This window comes from Streptomyces sp. 15-116A (assembly GCF_025290915.1).
Lineage (GTDB): Bacteria > Actinomycetota > Actinomycetes > Streptomycetales > Streptomycetaceae > Streptomyces.
Map to the genome: position 1 here is coordinate 16,596 of NZ_JAOCQE010000008.1, position 16,426 is coordinate 33,021.

Below are 16,426 nucleotides of genomic sequence, written 5' to 3' on the forward strand. Positions count from 1 at the left end.
TTCAGGTGTCTGGCGTGTCCTGGCGGGCGAGGAGGCCGGAGGCGGTGACGGCCGCGGTGCGGCGTACGAGAGCGCTGAAGTCCATGCGCATGGCTGCCAGGGCGGGATCGGAGGCGTAGGCGGCGAGCATGGCGTCCGAGGGGCGGCTGCACTGCCATGCCGTCATGGCCATCAGCAGAACCGTCTCCACCAGGGCGGCGGCGCCGTCGGTGCCGAGTTCGGGGACGTGGCGCTGCACCAGCGCGGTCAGGTTGTGCAGGGAGGCGCGGGCGGCGTGCTTGTGCTGTACGGCGGTCTCGGCGGAGATGTTGTGTTCCAGCACCGCGCCCTGCGCGGCGAGGAGGTCGCAGAGCACCGGACGGCTGGCCATGGAGCCGGCCAGGATGTCGGCGAGGCGGTCGCCTCGCTCCCGTGCGGTGCTCTCGTCGGCCGGGTGCAGGCGGGCCAGTTCAGCGATCCAGTCCTCGATCTCGGTGTCGAGCAGATCGAGCAGGATCGCCTCCCGGGAGTCGAAGTAGCGCAGCACGTTCGCCTTGGCCAGGCCGACGCGACGGCTCAGCTCGTTCAGGCTCAGCTTCGCCACCGGCATCTCGGTGAGCATCGCTGCCGCGGTGTCCAGGATCTGGCGTCGCCGCTGGCCGCGCTGTTCGTCGGTGCGGGCACGTCGGAAAGTCACACCCGCATTTTACAGACCACCAGTACTTTACGAAGATACCGACGGTCCGTTACGGTGGCAGCAAGTCAAGATACCGGCGGTACTTAATGGAGTTCGTCATGGGCCGGGTTCCCGATCAGCACGGCGAGATCGCCGTCGCCCGTCCCGCCGTACGACGTCACCACAACCCAGCCCTCCGCCGACAGCGCCCTGCCGCTCGCCCCTGCGCCGCACCTGCCCGAAACCGCACACCGGTCCCAGCCGGGGCTGAACGCCCTGACCCGTGCGGCCACGTCCCGCGGGCCCGGCCGCACGCACCAGAGAAGGAAGAGAAATCATGGAAACCCGCATCCTCGGCGGTACCGGCATCCCCGTCAGCGTCCTCGGCTTCGGAGCGATGAACCTCGGAGCCTGGGGCGGCACCGGACAGGCCGAAGCCGACCGGCTCGTCGGCCAGGCCCTCGACGCCGGCGTCACCCTGTTCGACACCGCTGACGTCTACAGCTCCGGCGAGTCCGAGCAGCTGCTCGGCAAGGCTCTCGGCTCCCGCCGCGACGAGGTCGTGCTGGCCACCAAGGGCCGCAACTCCGCCGACGGCGACCCGCTCACCGGCGGAGCCTCACGGCGCTGGCTGTACAAGGCGGTCGAGAACAGCCTGCGCCGCCTGGGCACCGACTACATCGACCTCTACCAGGTGCACCGCCCCGACTGGGCCACCGACCACGGCGAGACCCTCGCCGCGCTCACCGACCTCCAGCGCGAGGGCAAGATCCGCAGCTTCGGCAGCTCCACCTACCCGGCCCACGCCATCGTCGAGGCGCAGTGGATCGCCCGCGACCGCTCCCTGTCCCGGTTCACCACCGAGCAGGTCGCGTACTCGATCTTCGACCGCTCTGTCGAAGCCGACGTCTTCCCCGTCGCGCAGAAGTACCGCATGGGCATCCTCGTGTGGAGCCCGCTGTCCAACGGATGGCTCGCCGGCGCTGTCACACGTGAGCAGCCCGACACTCACCGCTCCAGGCTCACCGGCGGCTTCGACCTGTCCACCCCCGAAAGCATGCGCAAGCTCGACGTCCTCGACGCCCTCCGGGAGATCGCCGACGAACTCTCCCTCAGTCTGGCCCAACTGTCTCTCGCCTTCGCCACATCGCACCCCGCCGTCTCCACGGTGCTGATCGGCCCCCGCACCGAGCAGCACCTGCAGCACAACCTCAAGGCCGCCACCGTCACCCTCGACGACAGCGTCCTGGACCGCATCGACCAGCTCGTCACCCCGGGCACCGACATCGCCCCCACCGACCGCTACCCCGTCCACCCGCCGCAGATCACCGACCCCCGCCTGCGCCGCCGCTGACCCCCTGCTCCGAGACCCGTGCCGGGGAAACAGAACACGCGCACCAGATCTGCCGAGCTTCCCCGGCTTCGTCACCGACCGTCCGCGAAACTCCACCGACGAAGGCCACCCCGAATTGACCACCAGCCGTCCCGACCACATCCCCGCGCCGCACCCCCTCCGCCGGCCCGCCCCAAGCCCGCACGCCCTGCACGAGGCAAGGACCGCCGAACCCGCGCGGACCGAGCCGCCCTTCCCCGACGGCCTCACACCACCGTCCCCCGACCTGCGTTCCTGGTCCGCCACCGTCCTCGCCGGTGCCAGACGCAGCTGGAGACCGGCCCTCCTCGTCACCGGCGTCAGCGTCGCCACCCCCCTGGCGGCCGTCGAACTCACCCGGGCACTCGCCGCCAGGGCCGGCTACCCGGTCGCCGCCCCACTGCCCGAAGCCCTCGCGGCCGGATACTCCACCCCCGTCCTGGCCGGCGCCGTCCTGAGCCTGGCACTCCTGCTCATCACCAGCGCGGTCGCCTCCATCGGATGGGCGGGCGGCATCTGGGCGCTCGTCGGGCCCGGGATCACCGGCCAGCCCGTCACCATCAAGGAGGCCTACCGCCACGGTCTGCGCCATCTGACCGTCCTGGGGCCATGGACTCTCGGAGCCGCACTCCTGCTGCTCACCGGACTGTCCGTGTTCGTCGCGCCCGGTCTCTACCTGCTGTTCGCGCTCTCCATGTTCAGCTTCCCCGTGCTTCTGGAACCCGGCACCAACCCGATCCTGCGCTCCCTGCGCCTCACCCACACCCGGCCCGGACGCGCACTCGCCCGCTGGGGCGTCATCGTCGCCGCCGCGATCGTCTTCGAGAGCGCCCTGAGTCTGCTCTACGCGGCCATCAGCGCCGCCCTGCTCGGCCGCCCCGGTGTCGGAGCCGACGCCCACGGCCTCGCCGACGGCATCCTGGACGCCGTCCACACCGCCACCGGCGCCCCCGTGTGGGCGATCATGCTCATCGGACTCACCGTCACCTACCACGACCTCCGGGCCAGGCCGGCACACGGCCAAATCCCCCCGGCACGCTGAATGTCACACTGTCATGACCGCTCCGCCCCACCGCATGGACCCGCCCGGCACACCGGCATAGCGGCGGGCTCCTGCGAGATGTGTCTCCGGTGGCTTGCGGCGGCCTATCACCCTGGCCGCCCGCTCCGCACGGGCCCGGCGCAGGGCCACGGCGCGGGCTACGTCGGCCTGGCGGCGGCGCTCGATACTGCTCGATCGGGGCCGACCGGTCGTCGGCCACCTCCTCCGGCTCGGGGAACGTCTGGAGACTGAGCGCCCGCATCACGGCGGTCTGCCGCTCCACCGCCTCGGCGATGGCCGGGACGCTGCGGTAGCCGTCGGAGGCGGTCTCCCGGGTGCGTGCCGGCCCGGCGGGCGTGGCCGCGGGTGCCGGGCCGATGTCGGCCGGCTCCGGCACGGGCACGAAGCCGGGCGCGAGGATCCACAGGACGCGGATGACCGTGCGACCGGCCGAGGTGTCGGCGACTGCGATGATGCGGGCCTGCTCCAGCCGGACCTTCGTCGCCCAGATGCCTCTGCTCCTTAACCCGCACGCCCGGCACCCGCCGGTTGTCGGCCGTGCTGTCCTGGGGGCGCGCCCGGGACAGGCACGCCCGGCAACCGGCGGGTCCAGGCAGCCACACGCACGGCGACGCAGGCGGCGATGCGCGCGAAGCGGGCAGCTGACCAGGCCTAGGCGACCGCCTCTAGGCGTCTCACAGGGATGCCGTCGCGGTTCTTCGACACCCTTTCGTGGAGCCGGGCGTGCGCGTCGGCCCAGTCGGGATGCTCACAGCTGCCGACGAGAACCCTCACTGCAGCGGCAAGCCATTCGACCTCCTCGGGGGGCTGCACGTAGCAGGCTTTCAGGAAGGCGAGGGCCTGCACGGGAGTCACGGGCAGGGTCCTGCCCGCGATGATGCGGTAGGCAGTGGTCTTCGGCAGCATGCCGGCGCCGGATGCCTGCGACATCTCTCCTGGGGAGGGACAGCCGGCCCACACATGCTGGTCACGCAGGGCCCGGCTGAAGTCCGCCCGGTTGCTGATGAGCGACGGATCAGGCGCTTTGTGCAAGTGGTAGGGCGCCCGGGTCGCCCGACGCGCCTTGATCCACAGCTTGCGTGCCTGGTCCATGGCGGCGTCGGTGCTGCCGGTGAACTCCTCCTCCTTGGTCACGGTGAGACGGACGTAGACCTCGACCGTCTCCAGATCCGGGACGCGGGATCCGGAAGCGGCTCGTTCAAAGGTCGTCCTGGACGGCATACCGGACACGAGAGAGGACATCTGCCGGTACGTCATGCCCGCCGCGGTCCTGCGCCCGCGCAGGAAGTCAGCGAGCTCTGCGCGGGCCGGGACCGTGCGGTCCACGGGCCTTTCGGGGCGTGCCACGGCAGCCCGCCTAGTTGCCCGCGGTGAGGTAGGCGCGCACGAAGCGGCCGATCCTTCCGACGCGCCTGATGCCGGTCGTCACCGCGACGACGACGGCGGCGCCGGTGCCGCCGGCACCGGCGATGAGCACCAGGACCTCTGCGACGGTCATCTCGCGCGGCGCCAGGACCGCCGCGGTGACGATGCAGGTGGTGATGACGAGCGCGTGCGGCATGGCGAAGCGGCCGTGCGCGGGGGTGGTGTCGCTGCGGTGTGACACCGGGGCTGGTGCTGCCGCGGGTACGGCAGCGAGGGGCTCAGCGCCCATCGGATCTCCCTCATCACCGCCCCGGCGACCGCGTGATCGCGGGGGCGGTGCTACTCGGCTCCAACCATTGACGACGTCCGACCGCGTGCGCAAAGGGAGTTGGCGCTCCCACACCCGGGGGACACGCTCACGATCCCAGGCGTCCTGCCACAACTCCTAGCGCTGCCACGCATTGGTGCACCAACGCGCCAACAGCACCTTGTCGTCCGAACATTCCGACAGCGACGTGGCCAGAGCCGTCCCGCAGACCCACACAGAGAACGATCACCGCAGGTGAAACGCTTGTGGCGGGCCCTAGCACACCAGGGCGGCATGGAAGCTCCGGGGGACCACAAGCCGAGGCGAACTTTCCAGCAGTACCCGGTGTATAAGCGGCATAACGTGTGCTCAACGCTGAGCTGGATTGGTGCAATTTCGTGCCGCCCGATCCCTCTCCCGGCCCAGGCCGTACGGGCAGACTCACACCACGAGCCGCGCTCTCCGCCAGAGCGGGGCCGCCCTGACTGCTCCTGGCTCCAACCGGCACGCACCAGGGAGAAAAAAGGGGGTTGTTGGCGCAACCCAGAAAGTGGGGCCGAATGCCATGCCCTCCACAGCAGGCATCGGCCCCACCACAGAGTCCGCCAGCCGACGCTCGTGACCCGGACCGGCGGTGGGCACGCCCCCCGGGGTACAACAGCTCCACCACACGACCATGATCGACGATCAGAAGCTCGACGCGTCACCGCTTACCGTGCACGAGCTCGTTAGTACCTTCAAGTCATCATTTGACGTGAATCTTGTCGCACGCTCAGCTACCGCTATGGCACGGTCAGATCATGAAGAGGATCGCAACGGGGGCGGCGATGACACTCGCCGCAACGGCCCTTCTCGCCGGCAGCCTCACTACGCCCACCCATGCCGCACCGGTCTGGGACAAGACCGTCAAGTGCAAGCAGAAGGACTGGGACGGCCGGGAGATACCCACCCGTGTCGGCAACAGCAAGCTTGGCTGGAAACACTTCTCGGGCCCGCACAACATCAAGAAATGCAAGATCGTTAATGCCGCTATCAACGGCAAGCCCGACAAGAAGAACGGCGCCCGCCTTGAGTACTGGGCCTATGCCTGGAACGGCAACCGTCGTGTGCAGGTCATTGTGATCGTGCAGTATGCCCGCAAGACCGCCGACGGAGACTACGACGCCGGCCCGGGCCAGAAGATCGGTGTCATCACCGCCTACTGCAAGGGCATGAACAAGTGCCCGAACTGGCTCAACCAGTGACATCGTTTGACGCGTGACTCTCACGTACGACGACATCGCGGAGCAGCAGGCCGACATCGTCCGCCTGCTGCTCCACCACATTCATGCCCCACTGCCCGACGGCCGGTTCATCCGCGGGGTCCTGCCCTCGCCGCCTCCCGCCGCTGCGGTCCGGATCGTCACCGGCCCTCAACGCGCGAGTGTGCCCGATGGCTTGACGGCCTGGGAGATTCCCCTGCGCACCATCGATGACCCCGAGGAACTAGCAGGTCCGAGTGACGTCTTCGGCATCGTGCGCGCCGTGAACACCGGCACCCGCATTTTCTCCAGCAGCCAGATCGACACGGTGATGGGCATGCCCCTCGTCCTGGTTGATCCGGCGCAGGTCGCTCCCACCGGCCCGGGGGACGACGACAACGCCTTCACCATCCTGCGCACCCTTACCTGTCCCTGGACCGAAGAAGAGCCCGACCCGCGGCTGCGAGGCTTCCTCCTCCAGGGCCCCGACCGGATGCGCCTGTATGTCGACCAAGGAGAAGCCACGAACGTGACCGCCGCCGACGTACGGCCCTCGGGCGCCGTGACCGCTCTGCTCGCGGCCCTTCCCTCCCTGCTTGAGGAAGGCGAACGGATCGTGCCAGGCGACATCAACGACCCGCACTGCTCCCGCCTGATCAACCTTGAGGATTGGTGATTCCCGGGAAGTGTCCTTTGTCACGGACGCGGACAAGCTGACCGCCTGGCTCGCCGAGCACGTCGGGGGCAAGGAGCGGCGGCCGGAGCAGGTGCGGGTGGAACTCCTGGCCCGCTGCCGCACGGAGAGCATCGAACCGCCGACTCCGGGGCGGTGCGACCGGATCGTGGGCGCCGCGCTGCGTGTGGCCGAGGAGACGCTGACGGCGAGGATCTCGGCGCGGCTCACGGTGGAGAGCACGGAGCGGATCGTCGCCCTTGTCGCCGGCGCCGACCAGGAGGACGACGGCGTACCTGGTGAAGCCGGTGTTGGTGAGGGCGAGGACGGCCCGCCGGTTCTGGGGAAGATCAAGGGGGCTCCGGGCAATTTGAGCCTGGAGACGATGCTCGCCGAGATCGACAAGCTGCTCGCGGTCCGCGCGGTCGGGCTGCCGCCGGATCTGTTCGCCGATGTCGCGCCGAAAGTGGTGGCCGGGTGGCGGGCGCGGGCCGCGGTGAGGAGTCCACCCGGTCGGCCGGTCGGGCGCCTCACAGGAACCGGCGGACGGGCAGCAGTGCCGTCTCGCGTATCCGCTGCACCAGCGGGCGTCCCTTCCAGCGCTGCCCGCTGATCCGCTCGCTGCGCGCGATGTCCGCGTCGAAGTGGGAGTCCAGCGTGGCGGTGAACTCCTCGGCGAGGACCGCGAGCATGACCTCCTCGTCGTGATCGAGCGAGCGCCGGTTGAAGTTCGTCGACCCGATGAGCGCCGCCGCCCCGTCCACCGTGACCACCTTGGCGTGCATCATCGTCGGCTGGTACTGGTGGATAACGACCCCGCAGGCCAGCAGGTCTTCGTAGAAATGCTGCCCGGCCAGCTGGCACACCCGCTTGTCGGTGTGCGGGCCGGGCAGCAGTATCTCCACCCGCACGCCGCGCCGCGCGGCCGCGCACAGTAGCTGGATGAAGAACGCGTCCGGGGAGAAGTACGCGGTGGCCAGCCGGAACCGCACCTGAGCCGACTCGATCATCACGCGGAGCAGTGTCTGCATGTCCTGCCAGCCGAAGCTGGCCGACCCCCGCACCACCTGCACGATGGCGTCGCCCTGCGGCCGGTGACCGGTGAACCGGTCGTGCTCGTCGAAGAGGTCGTCATGGCACTCCGCCCAGTTCTGGGCGAACGCCGCGGCGATGCCGTCCACGGCGGGACCGCGCACCTCGACGTGGGTGTCACGCCACTCGGTCTCGTCGCGTGCGTCCCCGCACCATTCCTCGGCGATGCCGACTCCACCGGTGAACGCCACCTGTTCGTCCACGACGAGGACCTTGCGGTGACAGCGGTGGTTCTGCTTGAGCGGGGAGAGCACCAGCGGGCGCCGGAACCAGGTGACCTGCACGCCCGCCGCGTCCATGAGCCGGAGGAGGCTCTTCTCGATCAGCCGGCTGCCGAAGCCGTCCAGCAGCAGTCGTACGCGTACACCCGCCCGGGCGCGGTCGGCGAGGGCCTCGGCGAACTGGCGGGCGATGTCGCCCTTCCAGTAGACGAAGGTCATCATGTCCACCGTGTGCGCGGCGGACCGGATGCTCGCCAGCATCGCCGGGAAGATCTCGTCGCCATTGCGCAGCGCGACCAGGGCGTTCCCCTCCGTCGCGGCGATTCCGATCAGGCGCTCCAGGCGCCGCCGTATGCGCTGGATGCGTTCGGCGGCCGGCCGGTACTCCGGGCCTGGCTCAGGGGTGCCGGGCAGGCTCGTGGTGGTCATCTTCTCCCCTGCCGGAACACGAGAGGACGGCCTGCTGCCCGCCGTGCGTCCCGTCCGGCAACAGAACCGCGCGGCACGCAGACTGTATCCGTCGGCCCGGCAGGGCAACGCGTCCGTACAGCCGGGTAGGGCCGAAGGGATTCGAGGGCTTCGTCGAGGAGACGGCTCGGATACGAGAGTGACGAGGGTGAGGGCGTCGTCGACGGGACGGCTGGGCTACGAGTGTCAGGGCGTCGTCGACGGGACGGCGCGGCGACGGGAGCGAGGGCGTATGAGTGGGATCTCCGGGCTGGGACGGCCACCGACAGCCGGCACGGGCGCGGCTGCCGGATCGCCGCTGGCGGGGCGTGTGGCGGTCGTAACCGGAGCCGCCCGCGGTGTGGGGGCGGCCGTCGCGCGGCGTCTGTCGGAGGCCGGGATGCTCGTCGCGCTGACGGGGCGCGAGGAGGCCACCCTCCGCCGGGCCGCCGAGGGGCTGCCCGGCCGGACGCTCTGCGTCGAGACCGACGTCACCGACCGGGGCGCGCTCGATCGGGCCGCCCGCGAGATCGGCGAGACGCTGGGACGAGCGAGCGTCGTCGTGGCCAACGCCGGAATCGCCACCGGCGGGCCGTTCATCCACACGCCGGCCGAGCTGTGGCAGCGGGTCATCGACGTCAATCTCACCGGGTCGGCCAACACCGCCCGTGCCTTCCTCCCCCACCTCGCCCACACCCGGGGCTACTTCCTCCAGATCGCCTCGACAGCCGCCTTCGGTTCGTCCCCGATGATGAGCGCCTACTGTGCCTCCAAGGCCGGGGTGGAGTCGTTCGCCCTGGCCCTGCGCGGCGAGGTGGAACCCGAGGGGGTCGGCGTGGGCATCGCCTACCTGCACTGGACGGGCACCGACATGATCACCGGCGTGGACGACCACCCCGTCCTGCAGGCGCTGCGCCGCAATCAGCCCCGGTTCGCGCGGAAGGTGCACAGCACCGCCGAGGTCGCCGAATGGCTGACGTCCGGCATCACACACCGCGCCCGGCACATCTACGCGCCCCCGTGGCTGCGCTGGTGCCAGCCGCTGCGGCCCGCCTTCCCCGCCCTCGTCTCCCGCCTCGCCCGCCGCGAACTGCGCCGGCAGTCCCTGAGCGGCCTCGCGGTCAAAGCCGGGGTCCTGGGCGCGGGCGGCCGGGCCGACTTCGAGGCCTACCTGGCAGCGACACAGGCCTTCCCGCCCGAACGCCCCTGACGGGCCCGTCCTGACCGCCCGGGCCGGCGCTCAATCGTTGGCGGCCTCGTACTGCAGGGTGCCGTCCACGGGCAGCAGGTACCCGATGCCTCGCTCCTGCGGCAGCTGCCCGGCCAGTATCGCGGGTCCCACAGCCCGAGACCTCGAACCCGACGAGCCCCAAGCTGAAGGCCGCTCTGGAGAAGGTCTCCTTGCCGATGGCGGCCAGCCAGTCGTCCATCACCGCGGATCTGAAGAAGGGCCGGCCGTCCCAGTACGCCACACCGGCGTTGTCCAGGGCGCCCACCGGGACGTAGAAGTCCAGCCAGTCGCTGCTTTCGTCGCCGCCCCGGATCGCCACGCAACCGCAGACGACGAGCTGGCCCGTCGGCAGCCGGACCTGGCCGTGGAGGTGCCCGAACGCGGTCAGGGAGGGAACGGTGCAGGGCACGGGATCCTGCTCCTCGGGTTCGCGGTCTGTCCGTCCGTAGCAGCCGTGCACGTCCGCGGCGGACCACAGGGCGCTCAGTACGGCTTGAATCCGGGCATCGTCAGTCGACCCGACGTCTATGGCCAGCTCGTAGTAGCCGTCGGTCCAGTTGGTCGGGTCCCGGAAGGAGGCCGCACTCGTAGATGTCACGGCATGATCATGCGGCACGGCCCTCCCCCGGAGCCACCGCATTCTGGCGCGGGGCCGGCTGCGCCCCGGAACGGGTTACAGCCTGCGGCGCAGCACCGCCCGGGCCGGCAGGGAGACCGCCCCCAGCGCCAGGGCGACGGCGGCGACCGCGAAGGATCCGTACACCGGCGGGGGGACGTACGGCATGTCACCGGTCACGCCGCTGGTCATCGGGATCAGCGTGGCCGCGGCGATCGCGGAGCCGAGGACCAGGCCCACCGAGGCCACCAGCAGGCTCTCCCAGCGGAGCATCGCCATCACCTGGCGCCCGGTGGAGCCGACGAGGCGCAGCGTGCGCAGCTCGCGGCGGCGGTCGAGGACCGTCATCACCAGGGTGGTGACCGCGGCGACGACGGCGAACCCGCCGAGCACCGCGGCCATGGTGTGGTTCATCCAGGCGCCCAGCCGCGCGTCGCGGTTCTGCTCGGTGGCGTAGCCGGAGGCGTCGGTGACCTCGCCCAGGGCGGTGAGCGCCTTCTTCGAGCCGCCACGCACCAGGAGCGTGCCGTCGAAGCCCGAGGTGACGTGCCCGGTCAGGGACGCCCGGTCCATCGTCACCGTGGCCAGGCCCGGGCCACGGCCGTAGACCGCGACGATCTCGGGTTCGGTCTCCGTCCTGTCGGGGAGGCAGAGCGGCAGCCGGTCGCCCACGCCCGCATCCGCCGAGGCGGCCAGGGTCTTGTCCATGGCGATCCGTCCCTCGCCGAGCCGGTCGAGGCTGCCTTGGCGTACGTCCAGGTCCTCTACCTTCGCCGGCTCGGCTCCGGAGCCGGTGACGCCCTGGGTGGCCGCGCCCTGCAGCGAGGCGAACTCGCCGGACCCGGTCGGCACCAGCACCTGCGTGTCGAGCAGCCCGACCGCCCCCTCCACGCCCGGCGCGCGGGCGGCGCGTGCTGCCGCGTCCACGGGGAGCCCGGCCGGGTCCGTCACCACGTGGTCCGCCGTGATGCCCGCGCGTCGTTGCTCGTCGGCGGCGTGGGTCTCGCTCGTGTGCATGAACACGAGCGTCGAGGAGAAGGCCACGGCGAGCACGATCGGGGTGATCGCGGAGGCGAGGCGGCGGGCGTTGGTGCGGGCGTTGGTGCGGGCGTCGGCGGCGGCCAGCTCGGCGGACGGGCCGGCGGCGCGCATCGGGAGGGCGAACAGGCCTGCGCACAGCCGTGCCACCAGCGGGCCGAGCAGCCCGACGGCGAGCATGAAGAACGCGACGACGCCGAGTGCGGCACCGGACGCGTCGTCCCCGGTGGAGCGGGCGGACACACCAATCGCGCCTCCGACGAGCGCGGCCACGCCGAGGAGGATACGCACCGGACCCGGCCGCAGCCTGCTGCCGTCCCCGACCGCGGAGCAGAACGTGCAGCTCCCCCCCCGTTACCTTCTTCGTGGCTCCGCAATGGGGCCTCCGGCCTTCGGGTCCGGCATGACTTCCCCCTCCTGTTGTTGATGATCCGGGGGGTGGTGTCACCGGGCTCGGAGGCATCGACGGAACGCTGATGAGGGGCTTGAGCACCGGCTTCACCTGCGCCGGAAGAGCTCTCCGTAACGTGGATGTGGCAGCTCGCTGCCCAGGCAAGGCCGGACGAAAGCGTGATGGAGGGGCCTGCGCGTGATCGACACCGGCGATATCGACGTCTTCCTCGGCCTGGACGTCGGCAAGGGCGAACACCACGCCACCGCCGTCACCCCGGCCGGCAAGAAGGCGTTCGACAAGCGCCTGCCCAACACCGAACCCAAGCTCCGCGAGCTGTTCGCGAAGTTGCAGGCCAAGCACGGGACCGTGCTGGTCGTGGTCGACCAGCCGGCCTCGATCGGCGCCCTGCCGCTGGCGGTCGCGCGGGACATGGGTTGCCCGGTCGCCTATCTGCCGGGGCTGACGATGCGGAGGATCGCCGACCTCTACCCGGGTGAGGCGAAGACGGATGCGAGGGACGCGTTCATCATCGCGGACGCGGCCCGGGCGATGCCTCACACGCTGCGGGCGATCGACGGCGAGGACGAGACGATCGCCGAGCTGGAGATGATCGTGGGGTTCGACGACGACCTGGCCGGCGAGGCCACTCGGGTCGCGAACCGGCTCCACGGCCTGTTGACGCAGGTCCATCCGTCGCTGGAACGGGTGCTGGGGCCGCGGTTGCAGCATCCGGCCGTCCTCACGCTGCTGGAACGGTTCGGGTCTCCGGCCCAGATACGCAAGGCCGGACGGCGGCGGCTGGTGACCCTGCTGCGGCCCAAGGCGCCGAGGATGGCCGAGCGGCTGGTCGAGGAGATCTTCGCCGCCCTGGACGAACAGACCGTAGTGGTGCCCGGGACCGAGGCGGCCGCACTGATCGTCCCGAGCCTGGCCGGATCCTTGGCCACCCTCCTTGACCAGCGGAAACTGCTGGCCGGGCGGATCGAGGAACTCCTGGAGGCCCACCCTCTTTCCAAAGTCCTGACCTCGATGCCGGGAGTCGGCGTCAGGACCGGAGCCCGCATCCTGATCGAGGTCGGCGACGGCAGCACCTTCCCGACCGCCGGCCACCTCGCCGCATACGCCGGTCTCGCCCCCGCAACCCGCAGTTCCGGGTCCTCGATCCGCGGCGAACAGCCCTCCAGGAGAGGAAACAAGCAGCTCAAACGGGCTTTCTTCCTCTCCGCGTTCGCCGCCCTCGGCGACCCGGCATCGCGGGCCTACTACGACAAGAAGATCGCCCAGGGCAAGCACCACACCCAGGCCCTGCTCTGCCTCGCCAGACGCAGGGCCGACGTCCTCTTCGCGATGCTCCGCGACGGAACCTTCTACGAACCGCAGCCGTCTGCCTCAGCCACCTGACCTACGGGTCTGCGAGGAGAACGACTCGATCGGCCTCGACATCGAAGCCGAGCACTGGATGGCCATAGTGGCCTTCCGGGTCCATCAGCACGGGCTTGTTCAACCGCCTTCCGACCTTTCGCAGGAAGCCGCAGAACACATCAAGTCGATCCTGGCCCTGCAACTCACGCAGGTCGACGTCGAAGTCGACTTCGTCGTCGGCATAGAACCGGAAGATCGCCAGCACATCGGCAGTCGGCCAGACCCGCAGGTTCGGGCACTCGGCGTCCGCCGGGCGGGCCAGCACGGCCTCCGCCCGGGGCACCGGAAGCACCGTCTCTCCCTCGGAGTACTGGCACTTCCAGCCCTTCTCCGCGACAAGATCGAGGACCGTCTGCCAGTCCTGCACCGAGGCATCCGGGACACGCATGTCCGGCAACGACCCCATCAGGTCCGGGTCGAAGAAGGTACTCACGTCATCCCACAGCAGATCAGCCACCCCGCCATGCTGCCTGGCTCCCCGACCCAACGCACCCCCCGTTTCCCTTGACCAAAGACATAGGGGCCCCCCGCGCCTGACCGGGCAGCGCCGGCAACGGCACCGGGCGCAGGCGGTCCCCGCCCGGATCGCACTCGCCGGCCAGGCAAAGCGCCGGCCAGGCGAAGCGCCAGCCGGGCGAGCTGTCCGGCCGTCAGCAGCAGCGCGTGGCCGTCGCCCGTGCCCTGGTCACCGGACCCGATGTGATCTTCGCAGACGAACCCACCGGTGCCCTCGACACCGGCACCGCGGCCGAGGTGCTCGGCCTGCTGCGCACCACGGTGGACACGGGTGCCCGACGTCAGCTGCGGCACCGGCGGCACCACACAGGCCGTCGCGCTCCCGCTCGGCCCCGCGGGTCACTGCGTCGGCATCGACATCTCCGAACCGGCCATCACCGCTGCCCGGGCCCGCGCCGAGCGGGAGCAGGCACCGGTGACCTTCGTCAGCACCGACGCGCAGGAACACGCCTTCGAGCCCGCCGGCTACGACGCCGTCACGTCGCGGTCCGGCGTCATGTTCTTCAACAACTCCGTCCAGGCCTTCGCGACCTTCCGCCGGACCGCACGAGACGGTACCGGGCCCCACTTCATCGCCTGGCACGACCCCGACGAGAACCCCTCCACGACGACGGCCGAGCGCGCGGGCGTGGACGATCCCTACGACAGCCAAGGCACGCCCAAGAGGCCCCTCAGGGTCCCGGAACCGCCCAGCCCGCAGCGAGCCCGTGCTGGAGCGGGACTTCCGCCCGCTGGCCGGCTTCGGGCCGGACACCTGTGCTATCGCTGACCGCCCGAGGTGCTGTCGCCGTGGTCGTCCGCGGATCGGCTGCTGCCGTGCGCGGCGGTGTGCCCGGTCAGCCGCTCCCAGTTGCCGGACCCGATGGCGGCCTTTTCCTCCTGGGTGAACGGTGCTTGCTCCAGGAACGACCGGGCGACCGAGCGGCTGGTGTCGAGGAAGGGGAAGCCGCCGGGCCGCGTTCCGAAGGTGTAGGGGTAGTCGGTGGAGTACAGCATGCGCTCGGTTCCGACGACCTCAGCTGTCCACCGCAGGTAGCGCTCGCTGACCGTGCCGCTGCCCGCCACCCAGAAGTTCTGGCGGAAGTAGTCGGCCAGAGGCCGCTCCAGCTGCGCCATGTCCTGCAGGACACCGATGTGGTCGAGGTAGAACAGGACGACCTCGCCCCAGTGCCCCGCGATCACCTGCAGTCCGGGGTGACGGTCGAACACCCCGGAGAAGATCATCCTCAGGTACTGCACGCCCAGGTCGTAGTACCAGCCCAGGCCGGCGGTCGCGAGCGCGCGGCCGACTCCGTTGGGCAGATTCGAGTAGTAGGCCTCATGGACAGCGTTCACAGGGGTCTGCGGGTGGAAGTGCAGCGGTACCCGGAGCCGTTCGGCGGTGGCGTAGAGGTCGTCGAACTCCGGCGCGTCGGCCGGCTTGTCACCGGTACGCCCGTACAGCATCGCGCCGCGGAAGCCGAGTCGGGTGACCGCGCGCTCCAGCTCCGCGGCGGCGGCTTCGGGTGCCGGCGTGGGGATGGCCGCGAGCGCCTGGAATCGGTCGGGGTGGGCGTCGACGGCTTGGGCGAGTGCGTCGTTCGCCTCGCGCGCCACGCTCACGGCGTCCGCCGCAGTCAGATTCTGCACGCCGGGTGTGGCCAGCGACAGCACGGCGACGTCGACGCCTTGATCGTCCATGTCGGCCAGGCGGCGGTCGCCGACGTCGCGCAGCCGCTGCGCTATCGGCTCGTCGCCGTAGCCGAGTTGCGGGATCTGCGGCACGCCTGCCCGCGTCCAGGCATCGAGCAGGACCGGCAGGGCCACGTGCTCCTCGAGGCCTACGATCCGCAGCTTCTCAGGCATGGTGCGCTCCTCTTCTCTCGTTGTTTCCAGTGATACGCCAATGACGATAACATCGATAGCATCAGTGGAAGCAAGTGGGCGCTATCATTGATTCATGCCTGAGGGAGCGAAGAACGAGGCCATGGCCGTCGCCGCGTCGGAGGCAGCCGACGTCCGTGAGGTCACCCGGCAGCGGGTGGTTGAGGCAGCGGCGGACCTGCTCGCGCGCGAGGGCCGCGACGCGGTGACCACCCGGGCGGTCGCGGCGGCCGCCGGGACGCAGCCCCCTGCGATCTATCGCCTGTTCGGCGACAAGGACGGGCTCCTCGATGCAGTGGTGGAGCACGGCTACGCCCGCTTCCTCGCGGCAAAGCACAGGGACACCCGCCCTCAGGACCCGGTGGAAGATCTGCGTGCGGGCTGGGACCTCGCCGTCGAGTTCGGGCTCGCCAACCCCGAGCTGTACGCGCTGATGTACAACGACCCCCGACGCGGCACGACATCGGCTGCCTTCCAGGCCGGCATGCAGATCCTGCTGGGGCGCATCCGCCGCCTCGCCGCCGGCGGCTGGCTCCGCGTCGACGAGAAGCTCGCGGCGGCCCTCATCCACGCGACAGCGCGCGGCGCCGTGCTCACCTGGCTGTCGCTGCCCGAGGACCAGCGCGACCCGGCCCTGCTCACCACCCTGCGCGAATCCATGGTCGCCGCCGTCACCCACGAAAGACCCGTGGTGCGAGACGCGGGCCTCGCGGACGCCGTCCGAACCGTGCGGGCCCTCCTGCCCGGCCAGACAACGCTCAGCAGCGCGGAACAGCACCTCCTCAGCGAATGGCTCGACCGCCTTGCCGCGGACGGCTCTGAGGGGGAAGCGGAAGAACACGCGTCGTGATGTTCGCTGGCCCTCCTGCTCTGCATGCCAGCGCCCGGGAACCCGTTCCGCGTTCCCGGG

The 16,426-nt window shown here is 70.5% G+C and carries 15 protein-coding genes and 2 pseudogenes; 10 read left to right on the forward strand and 7 right to left on the reverse strand.

The genetic code is table 11. The features are described 5' to 3' along the window. Position 1: 1 nt before the first annotated feature. Complete coding sequence (locus N4P33_RS02850; RefSeq protein ID WP_260824537.1) at positions 2–676, reverse strand: TetR/AcrR family transcriptional regulator; 675 nt, start codon at positions 674–676, stop codon at positions 2–4. Between the two features lie 316 nt (positions 677–992). Between N4P33_RS02850 and N4P33_RS02855 the strand changes: the two genes are divergently transcribed. Then, positions 993–2,009, forward strand: coding sequence for an aldo/keto reductase (locus tag N4P33_RS02855; RefSeq protein WP_260824538.1), 1,017 nt, complete (start codon positions 993–995; stop codon positions 2,007–2,009). Positions 2,010–2,124: 115 nt separating this feature from the next. Next, on the forward strand, positions 2,125–3,069 hold the full coding sequence (locus tag N4P33_RS02860; protein WP_260824539.1) for a hypothetical protein: 945 nt from the start codon (positions 2,125–2,127) through the stop codon (positions 3,067–3,069). Positions 3,070–3,741: 672 nt separating this feature from the next. On the opposite strand, the gene N4P33_RS02865 is transcribed toward N4P33_RS02860, so the two are convergent. Next, the gene (locus N4P33_RS02865) at positions 3,742–4,437 is read right to left on the reverse strand and encodes a hypothetical protein (protein WP_260824540.1); all 696 of its coding nucleotides are present in this window, start codon (positions 4,435–4,437) and stop codon (positions 3,742–3,744) included. 10 nt (positions 4,438–4,447) lie between these two features. Beyond that, positions 4,448–4,744, reverse strand: coding sequence for a hypothetical protein (locus N4P33_RS02870; RefSeq protein ID WP_260824541.1), 297 nt, complete (start codon positions 4,742–4,744; stop codon positions 4,448–4,450). Between the two features lie 818 nt (positions 4,745–5,562). Here N4P33_RS02870 and N4P33_RS02875 point away from each other — a divergent pair. Genes N4P33_RS02875 through N4P33_RS02885 form a run of 3 tightly spaced genes read left to right on the forward strand, consistent with a single transcriptional unit; the run spans position 5,563 to position 7,289 of the window. Then, positions 5,563–6,006: a hypothetical protein gene (locus N4P33_RS02875; protein WP_260824542.1), complete on the forward strand. Its 444-nt coding sequence runs from the start codon at positions 5,563–5,565 to the stop codon at positions 6,004–6,006. 13 nt (positions 6,007–6,019) lie between these two features. Beyond that, complete coding sequence (locus N4P33_RS02880; protein ID WP_260824543.1) at positions 6,020–6,679, forward strand: hypothetical protein; 660 nt, start codon at positions 6,020–6,022, stop codon at positions 6,677–6,679. Between the two features lie 10 nt (positions 6,680–6,689). Beyond that, complete coding sequence (locus tag N4P33_RS02885; RefSeq protein ID WP_260824544.1) at positions 6,690–7,289, forward strand: hypothetical protein; 600 nt, start codon at positions 6,690–6,692, stop codon at positions 7,287–7,289. On the opposite strand, the gene N4P33_RS02890 is transcribed toward N4P33_RS02885, so the two are convergent. Next, the gene (locus N4P33_RS02890; RefSeq protein WP_260824545.1) at positions 7,207–8,418 is read right to left on the reverse strand and encodes a phosphatidylserine/phosphatidylglycerophosphate/cardiolipin synthase family protein; all 1,212 of its coding nucleotides are present in this window, start codon (positions 8,416–8,418) and stop codon (positions 7,207–7,209) included. The genes N4P33_RS02885 and N4P33_RS02890 overlap by 83 nt on opposite strands. Positions 8,419–8,689: 271 nt before the next feature. On the opposite strand from N4P33_RS02890, the gene N4P33_RS02895 reads away from it, so the two are divergent. Beyond that, positions 8,690–9,646, forward strand: a complete 957-nt coding sequence (locus N4P33_RS02895) for an SDR family oxidoreductase (RefSeq protein WP_260824546.1) — start codon at positions 8,690–8,692, stop codon at positions 9,644–9,646. 694 nt (positions 9,647–10,340) lie between these two features. On the opposite strand, the pseudogene N4P33_RS02900 reads toward N4P33_RS02895, so the two are convergent. Then, positions 10,341–11,630 (reverse strand): annotated as a pseudogene (locus tag N4P33_RS02900) (FtsX-like permease family protein); the annotation flags it as partial. 280 nt (positions 11,631–11,910) lie between these two features. On the opposite strand from N4P33_RS02900, the gene N4P33_RS02905 reads away from it, so the two are divergent. Beyond that, a complete protein-coding gene (locus tag N4P33_RS02905) occupies positions 11,911–13,116 on the forward strand; it encodes an IS110 family transposase (RefSeq protein ID WP_399028303.1) in 1,206 nt (401 codons plus the stop codon). A gap of 1 nt (position 13,117) precedes the next feature. On the opposite strand, the gene N4P33_RS02910 is transcribed toward N4P33_RS02905, so the two are convergent. Beyond that, on the reverse strand, positions 13,118–13,594 hold the full coding sequence (locus N4P33_RS02910) for a hypothetical protein (RefSeq protein ID WP_260824547.1): 477 nt from the start codon (positions 13,592–13,594) through the stop codon (positions 13,118–13,120). A gap of 67 nt (positions 13,595–13,661) precedes the next feature. On the opposite strand from N4P33_RS02910, the pseudogene N4P33_RS35520 reads away from it, so the two are divergent. Both N4P33_RS35520 and N4P33_RS02920 read left to right on the forward strand, forming a co-directional pair. Then, positions 13,662–13,923: pseudogene (locus tag N4P33_RS35520) on the forward strand (ATP-binding cassette domain-containing protein); the annotation flags it as partial. A gap of 1 nt (position 13,924) precedes the next feature. Beyond that, a complete protein-coding gene (locus N4P33_RS02920) occupies positions 13,925–14,422 on the forward strand; it encodes a class I SAM-dependent methyltransferase (RefSeq protein WP_260824548.1) in 498 nt (165 codons plus the stop codon). Here the strand turns inward: N4P33_RS02920 and N4P33_RS02925 are convergent. Further along, positions 14,413–15,498: an amidohydrolase family protein gene (locus N4P33_RS02925; RefSeq protein ID WP_260824549.1), complete on the reverse strand. Its 1,086-nt coding sequence runs from the start codon at positions 15,496–15,498 to the stop codon at positions 14,413–14,415. The genes N4P33_RS02920 and N4P33_RS02925 overlap by 10 nt on opposite strands. 94 nt (positions 15,499–15,592) lie before the next feature. Between N4P33_RS02925 and N4P33_RS02930 the strand changes: the two genes are divergently transcribed. Then, positions 15,593–16,366: a TetR/AcrR family transcriptional regulator gene (locus N4P33_RS02930; RefSeq protein ID WP_399028308.1), complete on the forward strand. Its 774-nt coding sequence runs from the start codon at positions 15,593–15,595 to the stop codon at positions 16,364–16,366. The last annotated feature ends 60 nt before the right edge of the window (positions 16,367–16,426 follow it).

What these genes read in the sequence shown, in the direction of transcription:
- N4P33_RS02855 (WP_260824538.1), top strand. Translation starts at nt 993, where the DNA reads ATGGAAACCCGCATCCTCGGCGGTACCGGCATCCCCGTCAGCGTCCTC.
- N4P33_RS02870 (WP_260824541.1), bottom strand. Translation starts at nt 4,744, where the DNA reads ATGGGCGCTGAGCCCCTCGCTGCCGTACCCGCGGCAGCACCAGCCCCG.
- N4P33_RS02875 (WP_260824542.1), top strand. Translation starts at nt 5,563, where the DNA reads ATGAAGAGGATCGCAACGGGGGCGGCGATGACACTCGCCGCAACGGCC.
- N4P33_RS02890 (WP_260824545.1), bottom strand. Translation starts at nt 8,418, where the DNA reads ATGACCACCACGAGCCTGCCCGGCACCCCTGAGCCAGGCCCGGAGTAC.
- N4P33_RS02895 (WP_260824546.1), top strand. Translation starts at nt 8,690, where the DNA reads ATGAGTGGGATCTCCGGGCTGGGACGGCCACCGACAGCCGGCACGGGC.
- N4P33_RS02925 (WP_260824549.1), bottom strand. Translation starts at nt 15,498, where the DNA reads ATGCCTGAGAAGCTGCGGATCGTAGGCCTCGAGGAGCACGTGGCCCTG.
- N4P33_RS02930 (WP_399028308.1), top strand. Translation starts at nt 15,593, where the DNA reads ATGCCTGAGGGAGCGAAGAACGAGGCCATGGCCGTCGCCGCGTCGGAG.